The organism is Streptococcus rifensis (assembly GCF_053203525.1).
This window is the reverse complement of record NZ_JBRUCW010000002.1, coordinates 140,986-156,679: the sequence shown is the minus strand read 5'-3', so window position 1 is coordinate 156,679 and position 15,694 is coordinate 140,986. Positions and strand designations below refer to the sequence as shown.

Annotated in this window: 16 protein-coding genes and 1 tRNA gene; 9 read left to right on the top strand and 8 right to left on the bottom strand. The window is 40.5% G+C overall.

The window, feature by feature from the left end:
- Positions 1–4: 4 nt before the first annotated feature.
- From prfB to ftsX, 3 genes are all read left to right on the top strand, one after another.
- Positions 5–1,100 (top strand): peptide chain release factor 2 gene (gene prfB, locus ACVRYP_RS01950; protein ID WP_447467089.1). Its coding sequence is split into 2 segments (ribosomal slippage): positions 5–76 and positions 78–1,100, totalling 1,095 coding nucleotides; the frame shifts between segments, so codons are not numbered across the junction.
- A gap of 79 nt (positions 1,101–1,179) precedes the next feature.
- The gene (gene ftsE, locus ACVRYP_RS01945) at positions 1,180–1,872 is read left to right on the top strand and encodes a cell division ATP-binding protein FtsE (protein WP_447467088.1); all 693 of its coding nucleotides are present in this window, start codon (positions 1,180–1,182) and stop codon (positions 1,870–1,872) included.
- A complete protein-coding gene (ftsX, locus tag ACVRYP_RS01940) occupies positions 1,865–2,794 on the top strand; it encodes a permease-like cell division protein FtsX (protein WP_447467087.1) in 930 nt (309 codons plus the stop codon). Before ftsE ends, ftsX begins: the two co-directional genes overlap by 8 nt.
- Positions 2,795–2,831: 37 nt before the next feature.
- Here ftsX and ACVRYP_RS01935 read toward each other — a convergent pair whose 3' ends face one another.
- The 5 genes from ACVRYP_RS01935 to ACVRYP_RS01915 all read right to left on the bottom strand — a co-directional run bounded on the left by ACVRYP_RS01935 (position 2,832) and on the right by ACVRYP_RS01915 (position 7,402).
- The gene (locus ACVRYP_RS01935; RefSeq protein WP_447467086.1) at positions 2,832–3,575 is read right to left on the bottom strand and encodes an alpha/beta hydrolase; all 744 of its coding nucleotides are present in this window, start codon (positions 3,573–3,575) and stop codon (positions 2,832–2,834) included.
- Positions 3,563–4,198, bottom strand: a complete 636-nt coding sequence (locus ACVRYP_RS01930) for an MBL fold metallo-hydrolase (RefSeq protein WP_447467085.1) — start codon at positions 4,196–4,198, stop codon at positions 3,563–3,565. Before ACVRYP_RS01930 ends, ACVRYP_RS01935 begins: the two co-directional genes overlap by 13 nt.
- 3 nt (positions 4,199–4,201) lie before the next feature.
- On the bottom strand, positions 4,202–4,777 hold the full coding sequence (locus ACVRYP_RS01925; RefSeq protein WP_447467084.1) for a beta-class carbonic anhydrase: 576 nt from the start codon (positions 4,775–4,777) through the stop codon (positions 4,202–4,204).
- 415 nt (positions 4,778–5,192) lie between these two features.
- A complete protein-coding gene (locus ACVRYP_RS01920) occupies positions 5,193–6,428 on the bottom strand; it encodes an aminopeptidase (RefSeq protein WP_447467083.1) in 1,236 nt (411 codons plus the stop codon).
- Between the two features lie 98 nt (positions 6,429–6,526).
- Positions 6,527–7,402, bottom strand: coding sequence for a LysR family transcriptional regulator (locus ACVRYP_RS01915; RefSeq protein ID WP_447467082.1), 876 nt, complete (start codon positions 7,400–7,402; stop codon positions 6,527–6,529).
- Positions 7,403–7,527: 125 nt separating this feature from the next.
- Here ACVRYP_RS01915 and ACVRYP_RS01910 point away from each other — a divergent pair, with 125 nt between their 5' ends.
- Positions 7,528–8,079, top strand: a complete 552-nt coding sequence (locus ACVRYP_RS01910) for a sugar O-acetyltransferase (RefSeq protein WP_447467081.1) — start codon at positions 7,528–7,530, stop codon at positions 8,077–8,079.
- A 108-nt stretch (positions 8,080–8,187) separates the two neighbouring features.
- Here the strand turns inward: ACVRYP_RS01910 and ACVRYP_RS01905 are convergent, their stop codons facing one another.
- The gene (locus tag ACVRYP_RS01905; RefSeq protein WP_447467080.1) at positions 8,188–9,729 is read right to left on the bottom strand and encodes a BCCT family transporter; all 1,542 of its coding nucleotides are present in this window, start codon (positions 9,727–9,729) and stop codon (positions 8,188–8,190) included.
- Positions 9,730–9,807: 78 nt separating this feature from the next.
- The gene (locus ACVRYP_RS01900; protein WP_447467079.1) at positions 9,808–11,052 is read right to left on the bottom strand and encodes a threonine/serine exporter family protein; all 1,245 of its coding nucleotides are present in this window, start codon (positions 11,050–11,052) and stop codon (positions 9,808–9,810) included.
- Between the two features lie 184 nt (positions 11,053–11,236).
- On the opposite strand from ACVRYP_RS01900, the gene ACVRYP_RS01895 reads away from it, so the two are divergent.
- The 5 genes from ACVRYP_RS01895 to rpsU all read left to right on the top strand — a co-directional run bounded on the left by ACVRYP_RS01895 (position 11,237) and on the right by rpsU (position 15,131).
- Entirely contained in the window at positions 11,237–12,352 is a 1,116-nt protein-coding gene (locus tag ACVRYP_RS01895; RefSeq protein WP_447467078.1) for an aminotransferase, read from the top strand.
- 74 nt (positions 12,353–12,426) lie between these two features.
- Complete coding sequence (locus ACVRYP_RS01890) at positions 12,427–13,242, top strand: ABC transporter substrate-binding protein (RefSeq protein WP_447467077.1); 816 nt, start codon at positions 12,427–12,429, stop codon at positions 13,240–13,242.
- A 233-nt stretch (positions 13,243–13,475) separates the two neighbouring features.
- Positions 13,476–13,547 (top strand) — tRNA-Arg (locus ACVRYP_RS01885).
- 799 nt (positions 13,548–14,346) lie between these two features.
- Complete coding sequence (locus ACVRYP_RS01880) at positions 14,347–14,661, top strand: GNAT family N-acetyltransferase (protein WP_447467076.1); 315 nt, start codon at positions 14,347–14,349, stop codon at positions 14,659–14,661.
- Positions 14,662–14,954: 293 nt separating this feature from the next.
- Positions 14,955–15,131, top strand: coding sequence for a 30S ribosomal protein S21 (rpsU, locus tag ACVRYP_RS01875; protein ID WP_002884573.1), 177 nt, complete (start codon positions 14,955–14,957; stop codon positions 15,129–15,131).
- Positions 15,132–15,219: 88 nt separating this feature from the next.
- Here the strand turns inward: rpsU and mscL are convergent, their stop codons facing one another.
- Positions 15,220–15,600 carry a large conductance mechanosensitive channel protein MscL gene (mscL, locus tag ACVRYP_RS01870; protein ID WP_447467075.1) on the bottom strand — a complete coding sequence of 127 codons (381 nt, stop codon included), beginning with the start codon at positions 15,598–15,600 and terminating at the stop codon, positions 15,220–15,222.
- Positions 15,601–15,694: the final 94 nt, after the last annotated feature.

Genomic DNA, 15,694 nt, shown 5'->3' with positions numbered 1-15,694 from the left:
CCTTATGGATACTGCTGAAATCAGACAAAAAATCGATGATAACCGTACCAAATTAGCTTCATTCAGGGGGTCTCTTTGACTTAGATCGCCTGGAAGAAGACATCGCCGTCTTGGAAAATAAGATGACGGAACCCGACTTTTGGAACGATAATATGACTGCTCAGAAAACCTCTCAAGAGCTAAATGAGCTCAAAGCGACTTATGAAAATTTCCAAAAAATGGAAGAATTGCATGAGGAGAGTGAGCTTTATTTGGAGATGCTGGCTGAGGATGAGAGTCTTAGAGATGATGTAACAGCCCATTTAGCCGAGCTGGATCAGATGATGACCAGCTATGAAATGACCCTGCTCTTGAGTGAGCCTTATGACCATAATAATGCCATCTTGGAAATCCATCCGGGATCTGGCGGAACAGAAGCCCAAGACTGGGGCGACATGCTCCTTCGCATGTACCAACGCTTTGGCAATGCCAAAGGCTTTGGCGTTGAAGTCATGGACTACCAAGCTGGAGATGAAGCGGGTATTAAGTCAGTGACCTTGAGTTTTTCTGGCCCTAATGCTTATGGTCTCCTGAAGTCCGAAATGGGCGTTCACCGTTTGGTCCGTATCTCACCTTTTGATTCAGCAAAGCGCCGTCATACCTCCTTTGCGTCAGTAGAAGTCATGCCTGAATTGGATGATACCATTGAGGTTGAGATTCGAGATGATGAGGTCAAGATGGATACCTTCCGTTCAGGTGGTGCCGGTGGTCAGAACGTCAATAAGGTATCAACCGGTGTTCGCCTGACTCACCTTCCAACAGGACTTGTGACTCAGTCGACGGTTGACCGAACCCAGTATGGGAACCGTGATCGTGCTATGAAATTGCTCCAGGCTAAGCTTTATCAGCTGGAGCAGGAAAAAAAGGCGGCGGAGGTCGATTCACTCAAAGGAGATAAAAAAGAAATTACTTGGGGAAGCCAGATTCGCTCTTATGTCTTTACACCTTATACTATGGTAAAGGATCATCGGAATAATTTTGAAGTGGCTCAGGTAGATAAGGTCATGGACGGTGAAATCGATGGGTTTATCGATGCCTATCTCAAATGGCGGATCAGCTGATATTCCTCAAACATTTTTCATAAAGGTGTTTTTGGAGATACTATCAAGAAAGGAGCTGCTTTAGCAGCTATAGCATACCATGGGAATTATAGAAATGCGTGATGTTGTCAAAAAGTATGACAACGGAACAACAGCCCTAAGAGGGGTAAGCGTCAGCATCGAACCGGGGGAGTTTGCTTATATTGTTGGACCTTCTGGTGCTGGCAAATCAACTTTTATCCGTAGCCTTTATCGAGAGGTAAAAGTGGACAAGGGTCGCTTAAAAGTGGCAGGATTTGATCTTTTAAAAATTAGGAAAAAAGAAGTCCCTTATCTTCGGCGGTCAGTTGGGGTGGTCTTCCAAGATTATAAACTTTTACCGCGTAAGACTGTGTATGAAAACATTGCTTATGCTATGCAGGTAATCGGTGAGCGACCACACGTCATCAAAAAACGTGTCATGGAAGTATTGGATTTGGTTGGACTAAAACACAAGGTACGTTCTTTCCCAAATGAGTTGTCAGGTGGGGAGCAACAACGGATTGCCATTGCACGGGCTATTGCAAACAGTCCTAAGGTTCTCATTGCTGATGAGCCAACAGGTAACCTTGACCCAGAGAACTCTTGGGAGGTTATGAACCTTTTGGAGCGAATCAACTTGCAAGGAACTACTGTTTTGATGGCGACCCACAATAGCCAGATTGTAAATACATTGCGTCATCGTGTTATCGCCATTGAAAATGGTCGCGTTGTTCGTGACGAAGCGGAAGGAGAGTACGGTTATAATGATTAGAAGATTTTTCCGACACCTCTGGGAATCCATTTTGAGTCTTAAGCGTAATGGTTGGATGACCATTGCAGCTATCTCATCAGTTACGATCACACTTACTTTAGTTGGAATTTTTGCGTCAGTTATTTTAAATACTGCCAAAATTGCAACAGATATTGAAAACAATGTTCGTATCAATGTTTTCTTGAGGGTTGATTCCACGGATAACCAAGAAACAACAGTCAACGATATGGGTGAAACTGTAGCGAATGATAGTTACCATATTGTCTATGATCAAATTGCTGAAATGAAAAATGTTGAGAGTATCAGTTTTTCAAGTAAAGATGATCAGCTAGAATTACTCAAACAAAAAATGGGTGACACATGGAGTCTGTTAGAGGGTGACGCTAATCCGCTTTACGATACTTATGTGGTTGACACAAGTGCACCAGAGTATGTTCAAGAAATAGCTGGTAAGATTGAGAAAATTAACGGTGTTGCAAAAGTAGAGTATGGTGGAGTTAATACTGAAAATCTCTTTAAACTTGCTAAAAATGTCCGTATTTGGGGCTTGATAGCGACTCTCCTTCTCCTATTTACTGCTGTTTTTTTGATTTCAAATACAGTTCGGATAACGATTATTTCTCGGAGTCGAGAAATCCAAATCATGCGACTAGTAGGAGCAAAGAATTCTTATATTCGGGGTCCTTTTCTTTTAGAAGGCGGGTGGGTAGGACTTCTAGGAGCTATTGCCCCAGCTTTTCTCGTTTATTTTGGGTACGATGTTGCCTATAAGGGACTCAATCCGAGTTTGATTCCCCAAAATCTTTCCATGATTAATCCTGTCTACTTTGTACCTGGGATGATCATTGCCTTATTTATCATAGGAATCATCATCGGTTCCCTTGGTGCCGTCTTATCGATGAGACGCTACTTGAAAATTTAAGTCATCAAAAAACGACCAGTGGGTCGTTTTTTGCTTTTTATTGAGCTTCAAGAAAACGCGTAATGATACTAATCAGTTCTTTCTGCTGTTGGAGAGGAGTCATAGTACTCTGTCCGTCACCATCCTGCTGACCATAAAGGCCAAAGCCACTATGGTTACCACCTGGAATGGTCACATACTGAGTGTTTTGAGGCAATCGTTTTTTTGCCTGATCATATGTCTCCCAATTGAGGACCTGGTCATGGTCAGCCGTGATAGACAAAACCACTAACTTTGATTGACTTAAATCAGTTTTCTCACTTGGATAACTTGCAAGGAGAATCAACCCCTTAATAGTATCACTAGAACTGGCAGCAGTACTTGCTGCAACACCACCTAAGGAATGGCCAATTAAGTGGACATCTTGTAAGTCATGTTGCTCAATGACTTGAAGAGCTTGATCTTGATTGAGAATTGGCAGTTTGAGAGGGCTTTTCAAGAGATAGACGGGAGAGCCATTCTCTGCTAAGGATACCGCTAGGTAAGCATAAGCTTGTGTTTCGACTAGGCCTCCTCCGTAAATAATGAGAGGCGGACCTTTGTGGCTTTCTTGCGTGACAGTCGGTTTAAAAAAATAGTAACTTGCCGTCTGCTGCCTAGCGACTGAAACAGATTTCTGGGCATAACTGTCAGCTTTATAAGTCTTTAATCTAAGGAAGAGTCCTGCTAAAAGAAATACAACAGCAAGTAATAGAAAGATAAAAAGAATTCTTTTTTGACGCTTAGATTTTAATGGAACCATGGGTTGAACGTTTTCTCATGTGCAATGGTTGTGTTTTGACCGTGACCCGGATGGACCGTATAGTGCTTGGGAAGGCTGAAAAGGTGCGTGATAATACCTTCTTTCAATTGAGAAAGGTTTCCAGTGTAGAGATCAGTGCGTCCAATACTTTCCTTGAAGAGAGCGTCGCCAGTGATGACACACTCTTCCTTATTAAAAATAAAAGAGACGCCACCTATAGAATGCCCAGGTGTTGGAACCACGGTAAACTCAAAACCATCAAACTGATAAGGCTTATGGAGGTCAAAGCTTTCAGCAGGTGCTTTAATAATGAGATTTTCCATATCATCGTGCCGTGGCAAGCCAGAAAGGTTTAGTTCTGGATTGGTCAGCCAATCCATTTCCTCAGCTGCGACATAGATGGTTGGTTGTCCAAAGGTATCATAGATAGCATCAAGACTCAGAATATGGTCATAATGCGTGTGGGTCAAAAGAATAGCTGAAACAGGTTTTTCCAGTTGATAAATTTTTTCCTGAATTTTCTCACGATCGCTACCTGGGTCAATAACCATTAAATGACTGTCATTTTCTAAAATGTAAGTATTTTCTCCAGCAACTTGGTTAACTATTTTAATGATGTTCATACATTATCCTTTCAGTGTTTCATAGCCATCAACTACAAGTGAGAGTGCTCCAGTTTCAGGATTAATAACTAATCCGTGGACAGGAACGTCTTTGGGTAAGAGGGGATGATTTTGGACCATACTAACATCGTGGGCAACAGATTCAAAGACATCCTCAAACCCATTAAGCCAACTGTCAAGATTAACACCCGCATATTGCAACATTTTAAGGTCTTTCTCACTAACCCCACGCTCAATCATGTGTTGAGCGATAGAAGTGGTGTCAACTTGGCTCATCCCACAATCCTTATGGCCCATAATAATGATCTCGTCAGCTTTAAGCTCGTAAACAGCTACGATCAAACTTCTCATGACCGAGCCAAAAGGATGACTTATAACTGCCCCAGCGTTTTTAATAACCTTAACGTCACCATTAGACAAGTTAAGAGACTTCTGAGACAATTCAACCAAGCGGGCATCCATACAGGTAACCATGACCACATTTTTTTCAGGGAACTTACTTTCTGTTTGATAGGGTAAGTAGGCTTGATTGGCCACAAATTCTTTATTAAAGGTCAGTATATCAGACAATAACGACATGACAGCCTCCTTTTTAAAAAGAGGAAGTAGTAGGAACTTCCTCAATCATCAATTAATTTTGACACAGAATTTTTACAACACTTCCTAATTTAAACTCTTTAACCATAAGTTTTTTAGGAAACTAGTGAAGTGTTTAGACAATTCACCGATAGCGATTGCCGTACTTGGAATAGGTGCTTTAGCACTATCATTAGAGATACGACGTTATTAACCAATCTTCGACAAAAAGATTGGTTAATAACTAGTGAGTCGTCTAGTCAAAGCCGCTATCGATATAATAGCTGAGCAATTACGACGTTACTTCAAAACCTTCGATAATAAGGCTTTGAAGTAACTAGTGAAGTGTTTAGGCAATTCGCCTATAGCGATTGCCGTACTCGGAATAGGTGCTTTAGCACCATTCCGAGTTAACAATTTAAAACGCCCAATTCCCATCGCGGAAGACTGGTTCACGGGTACCGTCTTCAAGAATGCCATCAATGTTCATGTCGGCACAACCAATCATAAAGTCAACATGGGTAGCTGATTGGTTAATGCCGGCTGCAGCTACTTCTTCAGGTGTCATATCACCACCGCCTTCAATGTTGGTTGGGTATGCGGCACCAAGGGCAACGTGGTTTGCTGCGTTTTCATCGTAAAGAGTGTTGAAGAAGAGAAGTCCTGAGTTTGAAATAGGAGAGTCATGTGGTACAAGGGCAACTTCACCTAAGTAGCGAGACCCTTCGTCCATCTCAATCAAGTTTTTCAACACATCATAACCTTGCTCGCATTCAAAATCGACAACAGCACCGTCTTTGAAATGAAGTTTGAAGCCGTCGATAATATTTCCTTGGTAAGACAGAGGCTTTTTATTAGACACATAGCCATTGACACCTGTTTTTTCAGCTGCGGTAAAGACTTCTTCAGTTGGCATGTTTGGTACGAATGACGTCCCTTTTTCATTACGACCACCAGCAGCAATCCAAAGGTGAGTTTTAGGTAATTCGATGGTCAAGTCAGTACCGTCAGCAGTGTAGTGAAGGGCTTTATAATGCCTGTTGTTGAGGTGAGTGGCTCTTTCAGTCAAGCGATCGCGGTGCTCTTGCCATTCTTTAACGGGATCTTCAACGTTAATACGAGTCGCTTCAAGCATGGCATCTAGTAACTTAGCAACAGCTTTATCCTCATCGGATTCTTCAGGGAAAACAAGTTTAGCCCAAGCAGGAGAAGGATAAGCAGCGATGGTCCAAGCGTTCTTATCTGACATGACGCGAGAACGGTAATAAGTCATTTTTTCACCAGCAACCTTGGCAGCGGTAGCCAATTTCTCAGAGTCAATTCCTGCCAAAAGGTCTGGGGCAGACGAATGAATACGAATAAGAACCACATTGTCATCCAAGTAGAAGTTCATCTCATCAATGACATGTTGGGGCAATTCAGAGTAATACTCAGTTGTTTGATACTCAGCATGAAGGCGAGTGATGGCATCGTCCGTCAATTTAACATGGACGTCAGAAGCACCAAGTTTATAGGCTTCTTCAACGACTAAACGTGTCAAAGGGAGTGAGTCTGTGCTACAGTTGATCCATACCCGTTGGCCAGGTTGGACATTGGCACCTACCTGAGTGATAGCTTTAGCATATTTGCGTAAGCGCACATCGATTTGTGACATAAGATCTCCTTTTGGGCAGAGCCCGATTTAAATAATATAGTTATTATTTTAGCATAAAGTAAGACTATTTTCAGAATTCAAGGCCACATAATATTTTCCTAAGAAACGTTAAGCAATGCTTGAATAAGAGCATTGACTGCTGGAGAGTGTTGCTGGTATTTTTTAGTGACTAAGTAAAGATCTGTTGAGATGGTTGGAGCAAAGGATTTAAAAACAAAGTCTGAGTCTGTTAACGAAATCATATTTTCTAAGCCCATTAAAAGCCCCATCCCTGATTTAGCTAGGAAAACGGCATTGTATATCAAGTTATAGGTGGCCACAAATCTTAATTGTTCTTCTAAAGCCCCGAAGTATTCAATCCGTTGCGGATCTCTTAAAAATTGTTGAGAGGTAATGAGGGGAAGGCTTCTAAGTTGTTCAGGACGAATAACTTCTTCATGCGCCAGAGGGTGGTCCTTTGGGACATACAGACCAAAAGGATGGGTAAACGGAAGTTTATAATAATCAAGCTCTGGTAACATGAGAGGGTTGAGTAAGAGTCCTATATCGACGACTCCAGACTTAATACGGTGAAGAATCTGGCCGGCATCCCCGCTGTGAATATGAATATGCAGTTGAGGGTGATCTTTTTGAAGGGTAGTAAGCTGTTGAGCAATGATTTCCATTGAAGGCACTTCAGCAGCTCCGATAAAGAGGTCCCCAGCAAGGATACTATCAGTCTGTTTAAGAGCTACTTCTGTTTGTTCCACCAATTGCAGAATTTCTTGAGCTTTTTCCTTAAACAATTGCCCCTCTTCTGTTAAGGAAACCTGACGTTTTCCCCGAACGAATAACTGTCTTCCCAATCGGTTCTCCAAATCCTGCATTTGTTTGGATAGGGTAGACTGACTGATAAAAAGCTGCTCCGCAGCGCGTGTAAAATTACCAGCTCTTTCAATGGCTAAAAAATAGTAGAATAAACGGGTTTCAATCATAGCAGGTCCTTCGATTTTTTTCTATTTTACTACAACTAAAAACGATTGTAAACTAAAGTTAATAACTGTTGGAGATTTCTCAGAAAATCCCTTACAATGTAGTTAAACCATCTAAGGAGGACCACATGTTTAAAAATCCATACCCTATTAATACCGTTATCCATAAAGATCAGATTGCGTTCAAAGAGATTCATGATCAGGTAGCACGGAATCGAACACATCAGGTGTCGCTTCAAAATCCTTCAGCAAGCGCTGAGGAGATTACGAATACCTTTAAAGAATTGACAGGACAACATTTGGATCCTTCGGTTTCCATAAGTTTACCTTTTTACACTGATTTTGGATCTCATATTAGTCTAGGAAAAAATGTTTTTATCAATACTGGTGTCATGTTTGTTGATTTAGGAGGGATCACGATTGAGGATGATGTGCTGATAGCTCCTTTTGTTAAAATCACAACTGTTAATCACCCGACAGATCCAAAAGATCGTCGAGGTGTTATCCTAAAGCCTGTTCACATTAAGAAAAATGTCTGGATTGGAGCAGGGGCCACCATTTTACCAGGCATAACAATTGGTGAGAATGCTATAGTCAGTGCAGGGGCTGTCGTCACCAAAGATGTTCCAGACAATGCTATCGTAGCAGGTGTGCCAGCTAAGGTCATTCAATCCATTTAGGCGTATAAACGCATAATAGGATTATTAAAAAATTCGATGTTAAGGAGACTAATCCAAAAAAAAGAAACTTGGGATAGATCATTGTCCAAGTTTCTTTTTGATGCCTTATTATTCATAAGATTTGAAGGGTTGATCCTTTTTAGGATAGCGGTCTGGTGTGATGCTTAATCCCATCTTATCCTTTTCATGCATGAGTTCTTTTAAAAGAGAAACGGTTACTAGAATGAGGACGAATGAGAAGGGCAGAGCTACAGTTATCAGGACATTTTGCAGAGCTGTCAAACCACCTGAGAGAAGGAGTGTAATGGCTATGATAGCAAGGCTAACGCCCCAGATGATTTTAATACGATTTGAAGGGTTAAGTTTGCCATCCTCAGAAAGCATGGCAAGGACATAGGTTGCAGAATCTGCTGATGTAATGAAAAAGCTGAAAATCAGAAAAATGGCAACGATGGATAAGAGAATCCCTAATGGGTAATGTTCAAAGGCAGCAAATAATAACTCTTCAGTATTAAATCCAGTTAAATCAATACCGATTGATTGCAGGTGGGTTGATAGGGTTCCAAAGGCAGAAAACCAGACAAAGCTGAGAGTACTTGGAACGAGAAGGACAACAGAAAGAAACTCTCGAATGGTACGTCCTTTTGAAATGCGGGCTATAAAGACACCAACAAATGGTGACCAAGAAATCCACCAAGCCCAATAGAAAATCGTCCAGGTATTAATCCACTCTCGCTTAGACCCATCAAAAGCAGCAGCCCTGAAACTCATTTGGAAGAAATTTTGCAAATAAAGTCCAAGACTATCCGTCAGGGTATTAAAAATTTGAACAGTTGGCCCTAGAATAATAGCTAGAGCTAGAAGTGCAAGTGCCAGAGTTAAATTTAAATTAGATAAAATTTTAACGCCTTTTCCCAAGCCAGATAGAGCAGAAATTATAAATAAGGCTGTAGTAATTAAGATGATAACAATTTGAACAAGGCTGTTGTTAGGAATCCCGAAGACCTGAGAAAGTCCACCGTTAATCTGAGCAGCCCCAAACCCCAAGGTTGTGGCAACACCGATAACTGTTGCGATAATGGTTATCGTATCAATGAGTGTTGCAATCGACCCATCTGCCTTTTCCCCTAGAATCGGCTTTAAACTGACAGAGAGAAGGTATTTTTCTTGTTTCCGAAACCCAAAATAAGCCAAAGTTAGTGCCACTAAGGCATAGACGGCCCAAGCGTGAAAGCCCCAGTGGAAAAAGGTGAAGCGAAAAGCATCTGCTAATGCCTGAGGAGAAACGAGTGGAGCACTAGGCGTGGAGATCGCATAGTGACTGAGTGGCTCAGCTGCTCCATAAAAGACAAGACCTATCCCCATACCAGCAGAAAACATCATGGCAATCCAAGAAAGGGTACTGTGTTCTGGTTTAGAATTTGGATGTCCCAGCCTTATTTGCCCGATAGGACTTGCAATTAAGAAAACACAGAAAATAAGAATACCAGTGACGAGTAAAAGATAAAGCCATCCAAAATTATCAGTGATGCTTTGACGTAATTGTCCACTATAAGCCTGAAATGATTTGGGAACAGCTAGACCTAAAACAACCAATAAAAGTGTGGTTACCGCTGAAAATCGGAAAACTTTCGTAATTTTTTTTGACATGACATTTCCTTCCTACCTTCCATTATAGCACAATTGAAACACCTCCCTGAAAAAAAACAGAAAGGCGTAACGACTGTATTATTTGATTTTCCTTGCGATAAATTGTTTTAAAGCCATTTGCTGAACGATTGCAATTGCGATAGCAATGGTAAAGGAGGTGATAAAACTACTTTGAATATGGTCAATAGCTAACTGATCGGAACCTGTTATGAAGAAATACACTGCTCGATAAAAACTCAAGCCAGGAATGAGTGGGAACATACTAGTCGCTAGAAAGATCGTAGCTGGGGCCTGTCTTTTTCTGGCCAATACTCTGGATAAAAAGGCCATAATCAGTGCGGGAACAAAAACCGCTAAAGCCTCCATTTGAAAATAGTGCCATAGAAGTCTATAAACTCCCCAAGTGAGTCCCCCTAAAATGCCTAAGTCAATAAAATGCCTTTTTGGAGTTTGGTAGAGGATAGAAAAGGCAACTGTGCCCAAGCCTGCCGCAAGGATTTGAATGAGCAGTTGAGGCCACGTTAATTGCTCAATCGTAAAACTACTGGTCATCTGTTCAGCGAAGGGTAAAAAAGCGATACTGACAGCAACACCTGCAGAAATCGAGCTACAGGTAAGAAGAGCAGACATGGTTAAAGACAAACCTGTAAAGTAATTATTTTGTGAAAATTCTCGAATGGCATTAACAAAGAAGGCTCCTGGAATCATGACCATCAATGCTCCCAAGATAATTAAACTGCGGTGTTGACCTAACCCCCAAAAATAAAGTATATTAGCGATCAAAGCAACTGCCGTAGCCCCGAAAATATTGAGGAGAAAGCGTGTTTGGATGTAGGGACTAATGAGTTGAAAAAGCCAACCGAGTATGGCTCCTGTTATGGCTGATGCCAGAGAATCAGCTGCTGTACTTCCCAAGGCCAAGGAAAATCCTCCTGCCCCGAAAAAATAACTCATGATAACTTGCCAATCGTTGTGGAAGCGAGATGTTTCAATGTCTTTAAGTTCCTGATAAAGAGCTGCAAGATTATGGTTATGATTTTGGGAAAGTTTTCGAGAGAAAGTATTAACAGTCTCTAACCGCCCAAGGTTAATATTAGTTTCCGCAACTGTCGACGTTCGTGATTCGGAAAGTCCTTTTGTATTCAAAGCAGAGACGATGATAGCACGATTGACCACGTAGCTATCGAATTGCTCTAATCCAAGAGCGTTAGCGATTCGTGACATCGTTTCCTCGACACGGTATATTTCTGCGCCACTTTCCAAAAGAATTTTGCCCGCCAAAAGGACCAAATCCATTTCAGAGTATTTAATCATTTTTTTCATTGAAAAGAAACCCTTTCTGTCATCATCTATTATAAAAGGTATTTCTGTGTTTGACAATTGTTTTTTCTAGTTTCTTCTTGATTTTGAAATTTCTTAAATGGGACTTTCTGCCTTTTAACTTTACAAATGAATAAAAATATCATAGAATTGTATAAATAATCAACTTTATTTGGAAAGGAAACCTATGCAACTGCCTGTTTTTGGTGTTGAAGAATGGTTAAATCAACATGAAATGTCCGCTGTATACGATATCGCTGGCGTTTCAATTGCTTCCTTGACCTTAGAAGAAATCATCGCTCTAGGGCCTTTGTCGCCAGAAAACTTCTTTGACCAGTTGGTTAGGAAAAAGATGGATTACGGCTGGATTGAAGGCTCTCCAGAATTTAAGGAGGTTGTTAGCCAATTATACAAGCATCAAACTCCTCACAACATCCTCCAGACCAATGGCGCAACGGGTGCTAATTTTCTTGTCCTTTATGCTCTGCTAGAAGCAGGGGACCATGTCATTTCTCTCTATCCTAGTTATCAGCAACTCTATGATATTCCTAAATCTTTAGGATGTGATGTGGAGTTTTGGATTGCCCGGGAGGAGAACGATTGGTTGCCAGACCTTGAAGAATTAAAAGGGATGATCCGGCCTAATACAAAGATGATCTGCATCAACAATGCCAATAATCCAACAGGAGCTGTCATGGATAAAGCTTTTCTCACAGAGTTAGTTACAGTTGCTCGTTCGGTAGGAGCATATATACTATCTGATGAGGTTTACCATCCTCTTACCGATGAAATAGAATATGAAGCCATCTGTGATCTCTATGAGAAAGGCATTTCAACAGATAGCCTATCAAAAACCTACTCTATACCGGGAGTTCGAGTCGGATGGGTGGCAGCCAGTCAAGAAATGACTGATATCCTCCGCCATTATCGTGATTACACCTTAATTTGTGCAGGTGTCTTTGATGATTTTACTGCTACCTATGCTTTAAAAAATCGTGCTGCCTTATTGGAGCGGAATCGTCAACTGCTCAGCAATAATCTGACTATTTTAAAACATTGGGTAGAGAGTGAACAGAGAGCAACTTTATCTGGCCCAGCCTACGTGTCAACCAGTTTCGTTCGGTTAGACGTTCCCATTCCGATAGAGGAATTTTGCCGTCAATTATTGGAAGAAACAGGCGTTCTAGTTGTTCCTGGAAATCGCTTTGGATATGAAGGCTACATACGTATCGGCTACTGTTGTCAGGAAGATGTCCTCAAAGAGGGATTGAGCAGGCTTTCAGACTTTATTGCAAAACACTAGAGAGCATAAGGGGAAACGAACCCCTTTATTCGCTCAACATAATCAAAAGAAAATATAAAAAAGGAGAAACCAAAATGTTTCTAAAAAAAATAAGTTTAATGAGCCTCAGTTTGCTTGCTGTTTTCGGTTTAGCCGCTTGTTCTGGCAGTTCTAATAACAACGAGGATACCTCCTTATCAGATATTAAGAATTCAGGGAAGTTGGTTGTTGCAGTGAGTCCTGATTACCCACCCTTTGAGTTTCAAAGCCTTATTGATGGTAAGAATGAAGTCGTTGGTGCTGACATTGATTTAGCTCAGAAGATTGCAGACAAATTGGGAGTGACCTTAGAGATTTCAACCATGAGCTTTGATAACGTTCTTTCAAGCGTTCAATCAGGTAAAGCTGATTTGGCCATTTCGGGTCTTTCTTATACGGAAGAGAGAGCCAAGACCTTTGATTTTTCTGAGTCTTATTATGAAACTGAAAATGCTATTTTGATTCGAGCTGAAGATCTCGATCAATACACTAGTCTTGAAGACTTTAAGGGTAAAAATATCAACGTCTTAAAAGGATCTATTGAGGAAAGATTGGCTAAGGAGCAATTACCAGACAGCCATATTGTGTCCTTGCCTAATATGGGGACTGCGATTAATGAACTCAAAACAGGTAAGGCTGATGCTGTTGATTTAGAGGGGCCTGTTGCCGAGGGATATGTTGCTCAAAATCCTGACTTAGCCATTGCTAAGGTTAATCTCAAAGTCGAAGATGGAGATGCCAAGGCTGTTGCTATGGCTAAGGGAAGTACCGCCTTGAAACAAGCGGTCGATGAAGTAATTGCAGAATTAAAAGAATCAGGAGATTACCAGACCTATCTTGATAAAGCCAATCAACTGACCGTTTTAGAATAAAGCTTAAGGCCACTCTTTGGAAAACAAGGAGTGGTCTTTAAACTTTATCAAATTGATCGTCAAAACTAAAAGAGCTAGAAATTATAGTTATTAGGGAAGACCGGACAACCTGACTTAAATCAAGGTTAACTTATAACAGAATATACCTTTGAAGGTAATGGCGATTGGATGAGACAAATTCCTATCGGTTTCTCTTGTCAAAAAACGCTAATTCTGATAGACTATAGTAGTTGCCACTCTTAGTGTAATGGATATCACGCAAGATTCCGGTTCTTGAGATGGGGGTTCGATTCCCTCAGAGTGGATTGTGTTACTGAGAGTGGGACAGGCCAAAATGATTGCTTCGTAATCATCTCAGAAACATCCGAGTGAGGCTGGGACAAAAGTCCTAGCCTCTTTTTAATTTATCATCAGTTAAACAAGTCGCAGTGGTTGGGAGTGACACTCACTGGCTTTACCAGTTTTAGTGTTACCCCTGCATAGGTCATTAGGTGCTTTAGCACCAATGAGCCACTGCTGAGTAGGCTCTAATTCGGCGATTTCATCAGCTTTTATAGCCCAAACAAAAGAGGGAAACACCGTTTCCCCTATTTCCAACCTCAAACAGTCACTTTATGACTATTTCAGCTATGCAGGGGTGGGAGTGAGAAGGTCTGGGGATAGACCTTCTCAGCCCTAACCTAAAAAATGAAAAAGGGAGGGGAAATTGAACCTATTCGGTTACCGATTTTTGTCCCACTCCCACTTTTATCACAGCAGAAAGTTTCAATAATTGCTCGCTTAGCTCGCAAAAAAGTCAACTCTTTAAATCCTTGTTAGAACTTCGTAATGTTCTGTTGACAGAAAACTAGTGTTTGTCTACTTTCTGAGGACATCAGCCATACTTGAAATAGATTTTTTAATAATAGTAGGTATATCAAGCCTCATATAGTTATCTGTCTTACATAAAGAAAAAGGAACCAATTAGGATGACATTATCTTTATATAGTGAACGTGAACATGAAAATTCTTTAAGATCATATTCTTTAAATGATACGACGCACACTGATACCCCCTGAAAATATTATTAGGATATCTAAAAAAGACAACAATAGATACCCAATAGTGATTCTTAATAAAAACAGTGAGATTGTTGGCTTTTTTTGTCTACACTTGAACACTGGTCCCAAAGAGTATGGTTATTATCAAAGTGATTACGCGCTTATTAGGGGGTTCTCTATCGACGACACCTTCCGAAATCAAGGATATGCCTCTAATGCCCTGACTGAAATATTTAACTTCATAGATTCCAGTTTAAAAATAGAGATTAACCATATTGTATTGGCTGTCAATGAACAAAATACATTAGCTCAAAAGGCATATAAAAATTCGGGATTTGTGACCGTAAAAAGAGATTTAGAAGGGAAAAAGGGAAATTGATAATTATGCTTAAAAGCAGAAATCTGTCACGATAGGAGATAGTTTTTCTGCTGACTGTATCATAAAAGCTAATACGGTTAATGCTCGTTCCTTGGAGTCATATGCAGCGGACTAAAGATTACTAATCTAAAAATCCGTTTCATACTAATTTTCACTTTGGGAGAAGGGGTGTGATTTACTATGGGTAATTTCTTATTGTTTTTTATTAAAAATATTCGTAAATTCTTGACAGTTTCATGAAAGTCATGTAACATAGAACAGTAATATCTTTGAAATTGAAGGGAGTGAAAAAAATGTCAAAAACAGTCGTACGTAAGAATGAATCACTTGACGATGCCCTTCGTCGTTTCAAACGTTCTGTGACCAAAGCTGGTACGCTTCAAGAAGCACGTAAACGCGAACACTATGAAAAACCATCAGTAAAACGCAAACGTAAGTCAGAAGCAGCACGCAAACGTAAAAAATTCTAAGGGATTTATAAGCAGCCTTCGGGCTGTTTTTTTCTTCTCTCCTTTTTTGAAAAAATAAAAAAACAGACCGAAGCCTGTTTCACTATTATTATGCTTTGTTTTTCAACAAATCACGAATTTCAGTAAGAAGCTCTTCTTGCGTTGGAGCAAGGATTTCTTCCACTTCTTCCTCTTTTTTACCAAATGACTGAGCTTTTTCAATTCCTTTGATGACAAAGAAGAGCGATGTACCAACGATGACAAAGTTAATAACAGCGCTGAGGAAGCTGCCGTATTTTACACCATTCCATGCCAATTGAGCAATGTTTTCAACGTTTGCTGCTTTAAGAGCAGGGTTGAGAATAAGTGGTGTGATGATATCCTCTACAAATGAGGTGATGATAGCACCGAAAGCACCACCGATGATAACAGCAACAGCTAATTCAACAATGTTTCCACGTAACAAAAATGCTTTAAGATCTTTTAACATAAAAAGTCTCCTTCTAAAATTATTAACTTACTCAGTATATCTCAGTCTTAAGACCTAGTCAAGGGATATGAATCACAAAACTCAAAAATAAACG

Bases quoted from the DNA above. Each gene is read 5' to 3' on its own strand.
- ACVRYP_RS01905 (WP_447467080.1), bottom strand. From the start codon at position 9,729: ATGTCAAAAAAAATTACGAAAGTTTTCCGATTTTCAGCGGTAACCACA.
- ftsX (WP_447467087.1), top strand. From the start codon at position 1,865: ATGATTAGAAGATTTTTCCGACACCTCTGGGAATCCATTTTGAGTCTT.
- ACVRYP_RS01895 (WP_447467078.1), top strand. From the start codon at position 11,237: ATGCAACTGCCTGTTTTTGGTGTTGAAGAATGGTTAAATCAACATGAA.
- ACVRYP_RS01915 (WP_447467082.1), bottom strand. From the start codon at position 7,402: ATGATTGAAACCCGTTTATTCTACTATTTTTTAGCCATTGAAAGAGCT.
- ACVRYP_RS01890 (WP_447467077.1), top strand. From the start codon at position 12,427: ATGTTTCTAAAAAAAATAAGTTTAATGAGCCTCAGTTTGCTTGCTGTT.
- ACVRYP_RS01910 (WP_447467081.1), top strand. From the start codon at position 7,528: ATGTTTAAAAATCCATACCCTATTAATACCGTTATCCATAAAGATCAG.
- ACVRYP_RS01930 (WP_447467085.1), bottom strand. From the start codon at position 4,198: ATGAACATCATTAAAATAGTTAACCAAGTTGCTGGAGAAAATACTTAC.
- rpsU (WP_002884573.1), top strand. From the start codon at position 14,955: ATGTCAAAAACAGTCGTACGTAAGAATGAATCACTTGACGATGCCCTT.
- ACVRYP_RS01925 (WP_447467084.1), bottom strand. From the start codon at position 4,777: ATGTCGTTATTGTCTGATATACTGACCTTTAATAAAGAATTTGTGGCC.
- ftsE (WP_447467088.1), top strand. From the start codon at position 1,180: ATGGGAATTATAGAAATGCGTGATGTTGTCAAAAAGTATGACAACGGA.
- mscL (WP_447467075.1), bottom strand. From the start codon at position 15,600: ATGTTAAAAGATCTTAAAGCATTTTTGTTACGTGGAAACATTGTTGAA.
- ACVRYP_RS01900 (WP_447467079.1), bottom strand. From the start codon at position 11,052: ATGAAAAAAATGATTAAATACTCTGAAATGGATTTGGTCCTTTTGGCG.
- ACVRYP_RS01920 (WP_447467083.1), bottom strand. From the start codon at position 6,428: ATGTCACAAATCGATGTGCGCTTACGCAAATATGCTAAAGCTATCACT.
- ACVRYP_RS01935 (WP_447467086.1), bottom strand. From the start codon at position 3,575: ATGGTTCCATTAAAATCTAAGCGTCAAAAAAGAATTCTTTTTATCTTT.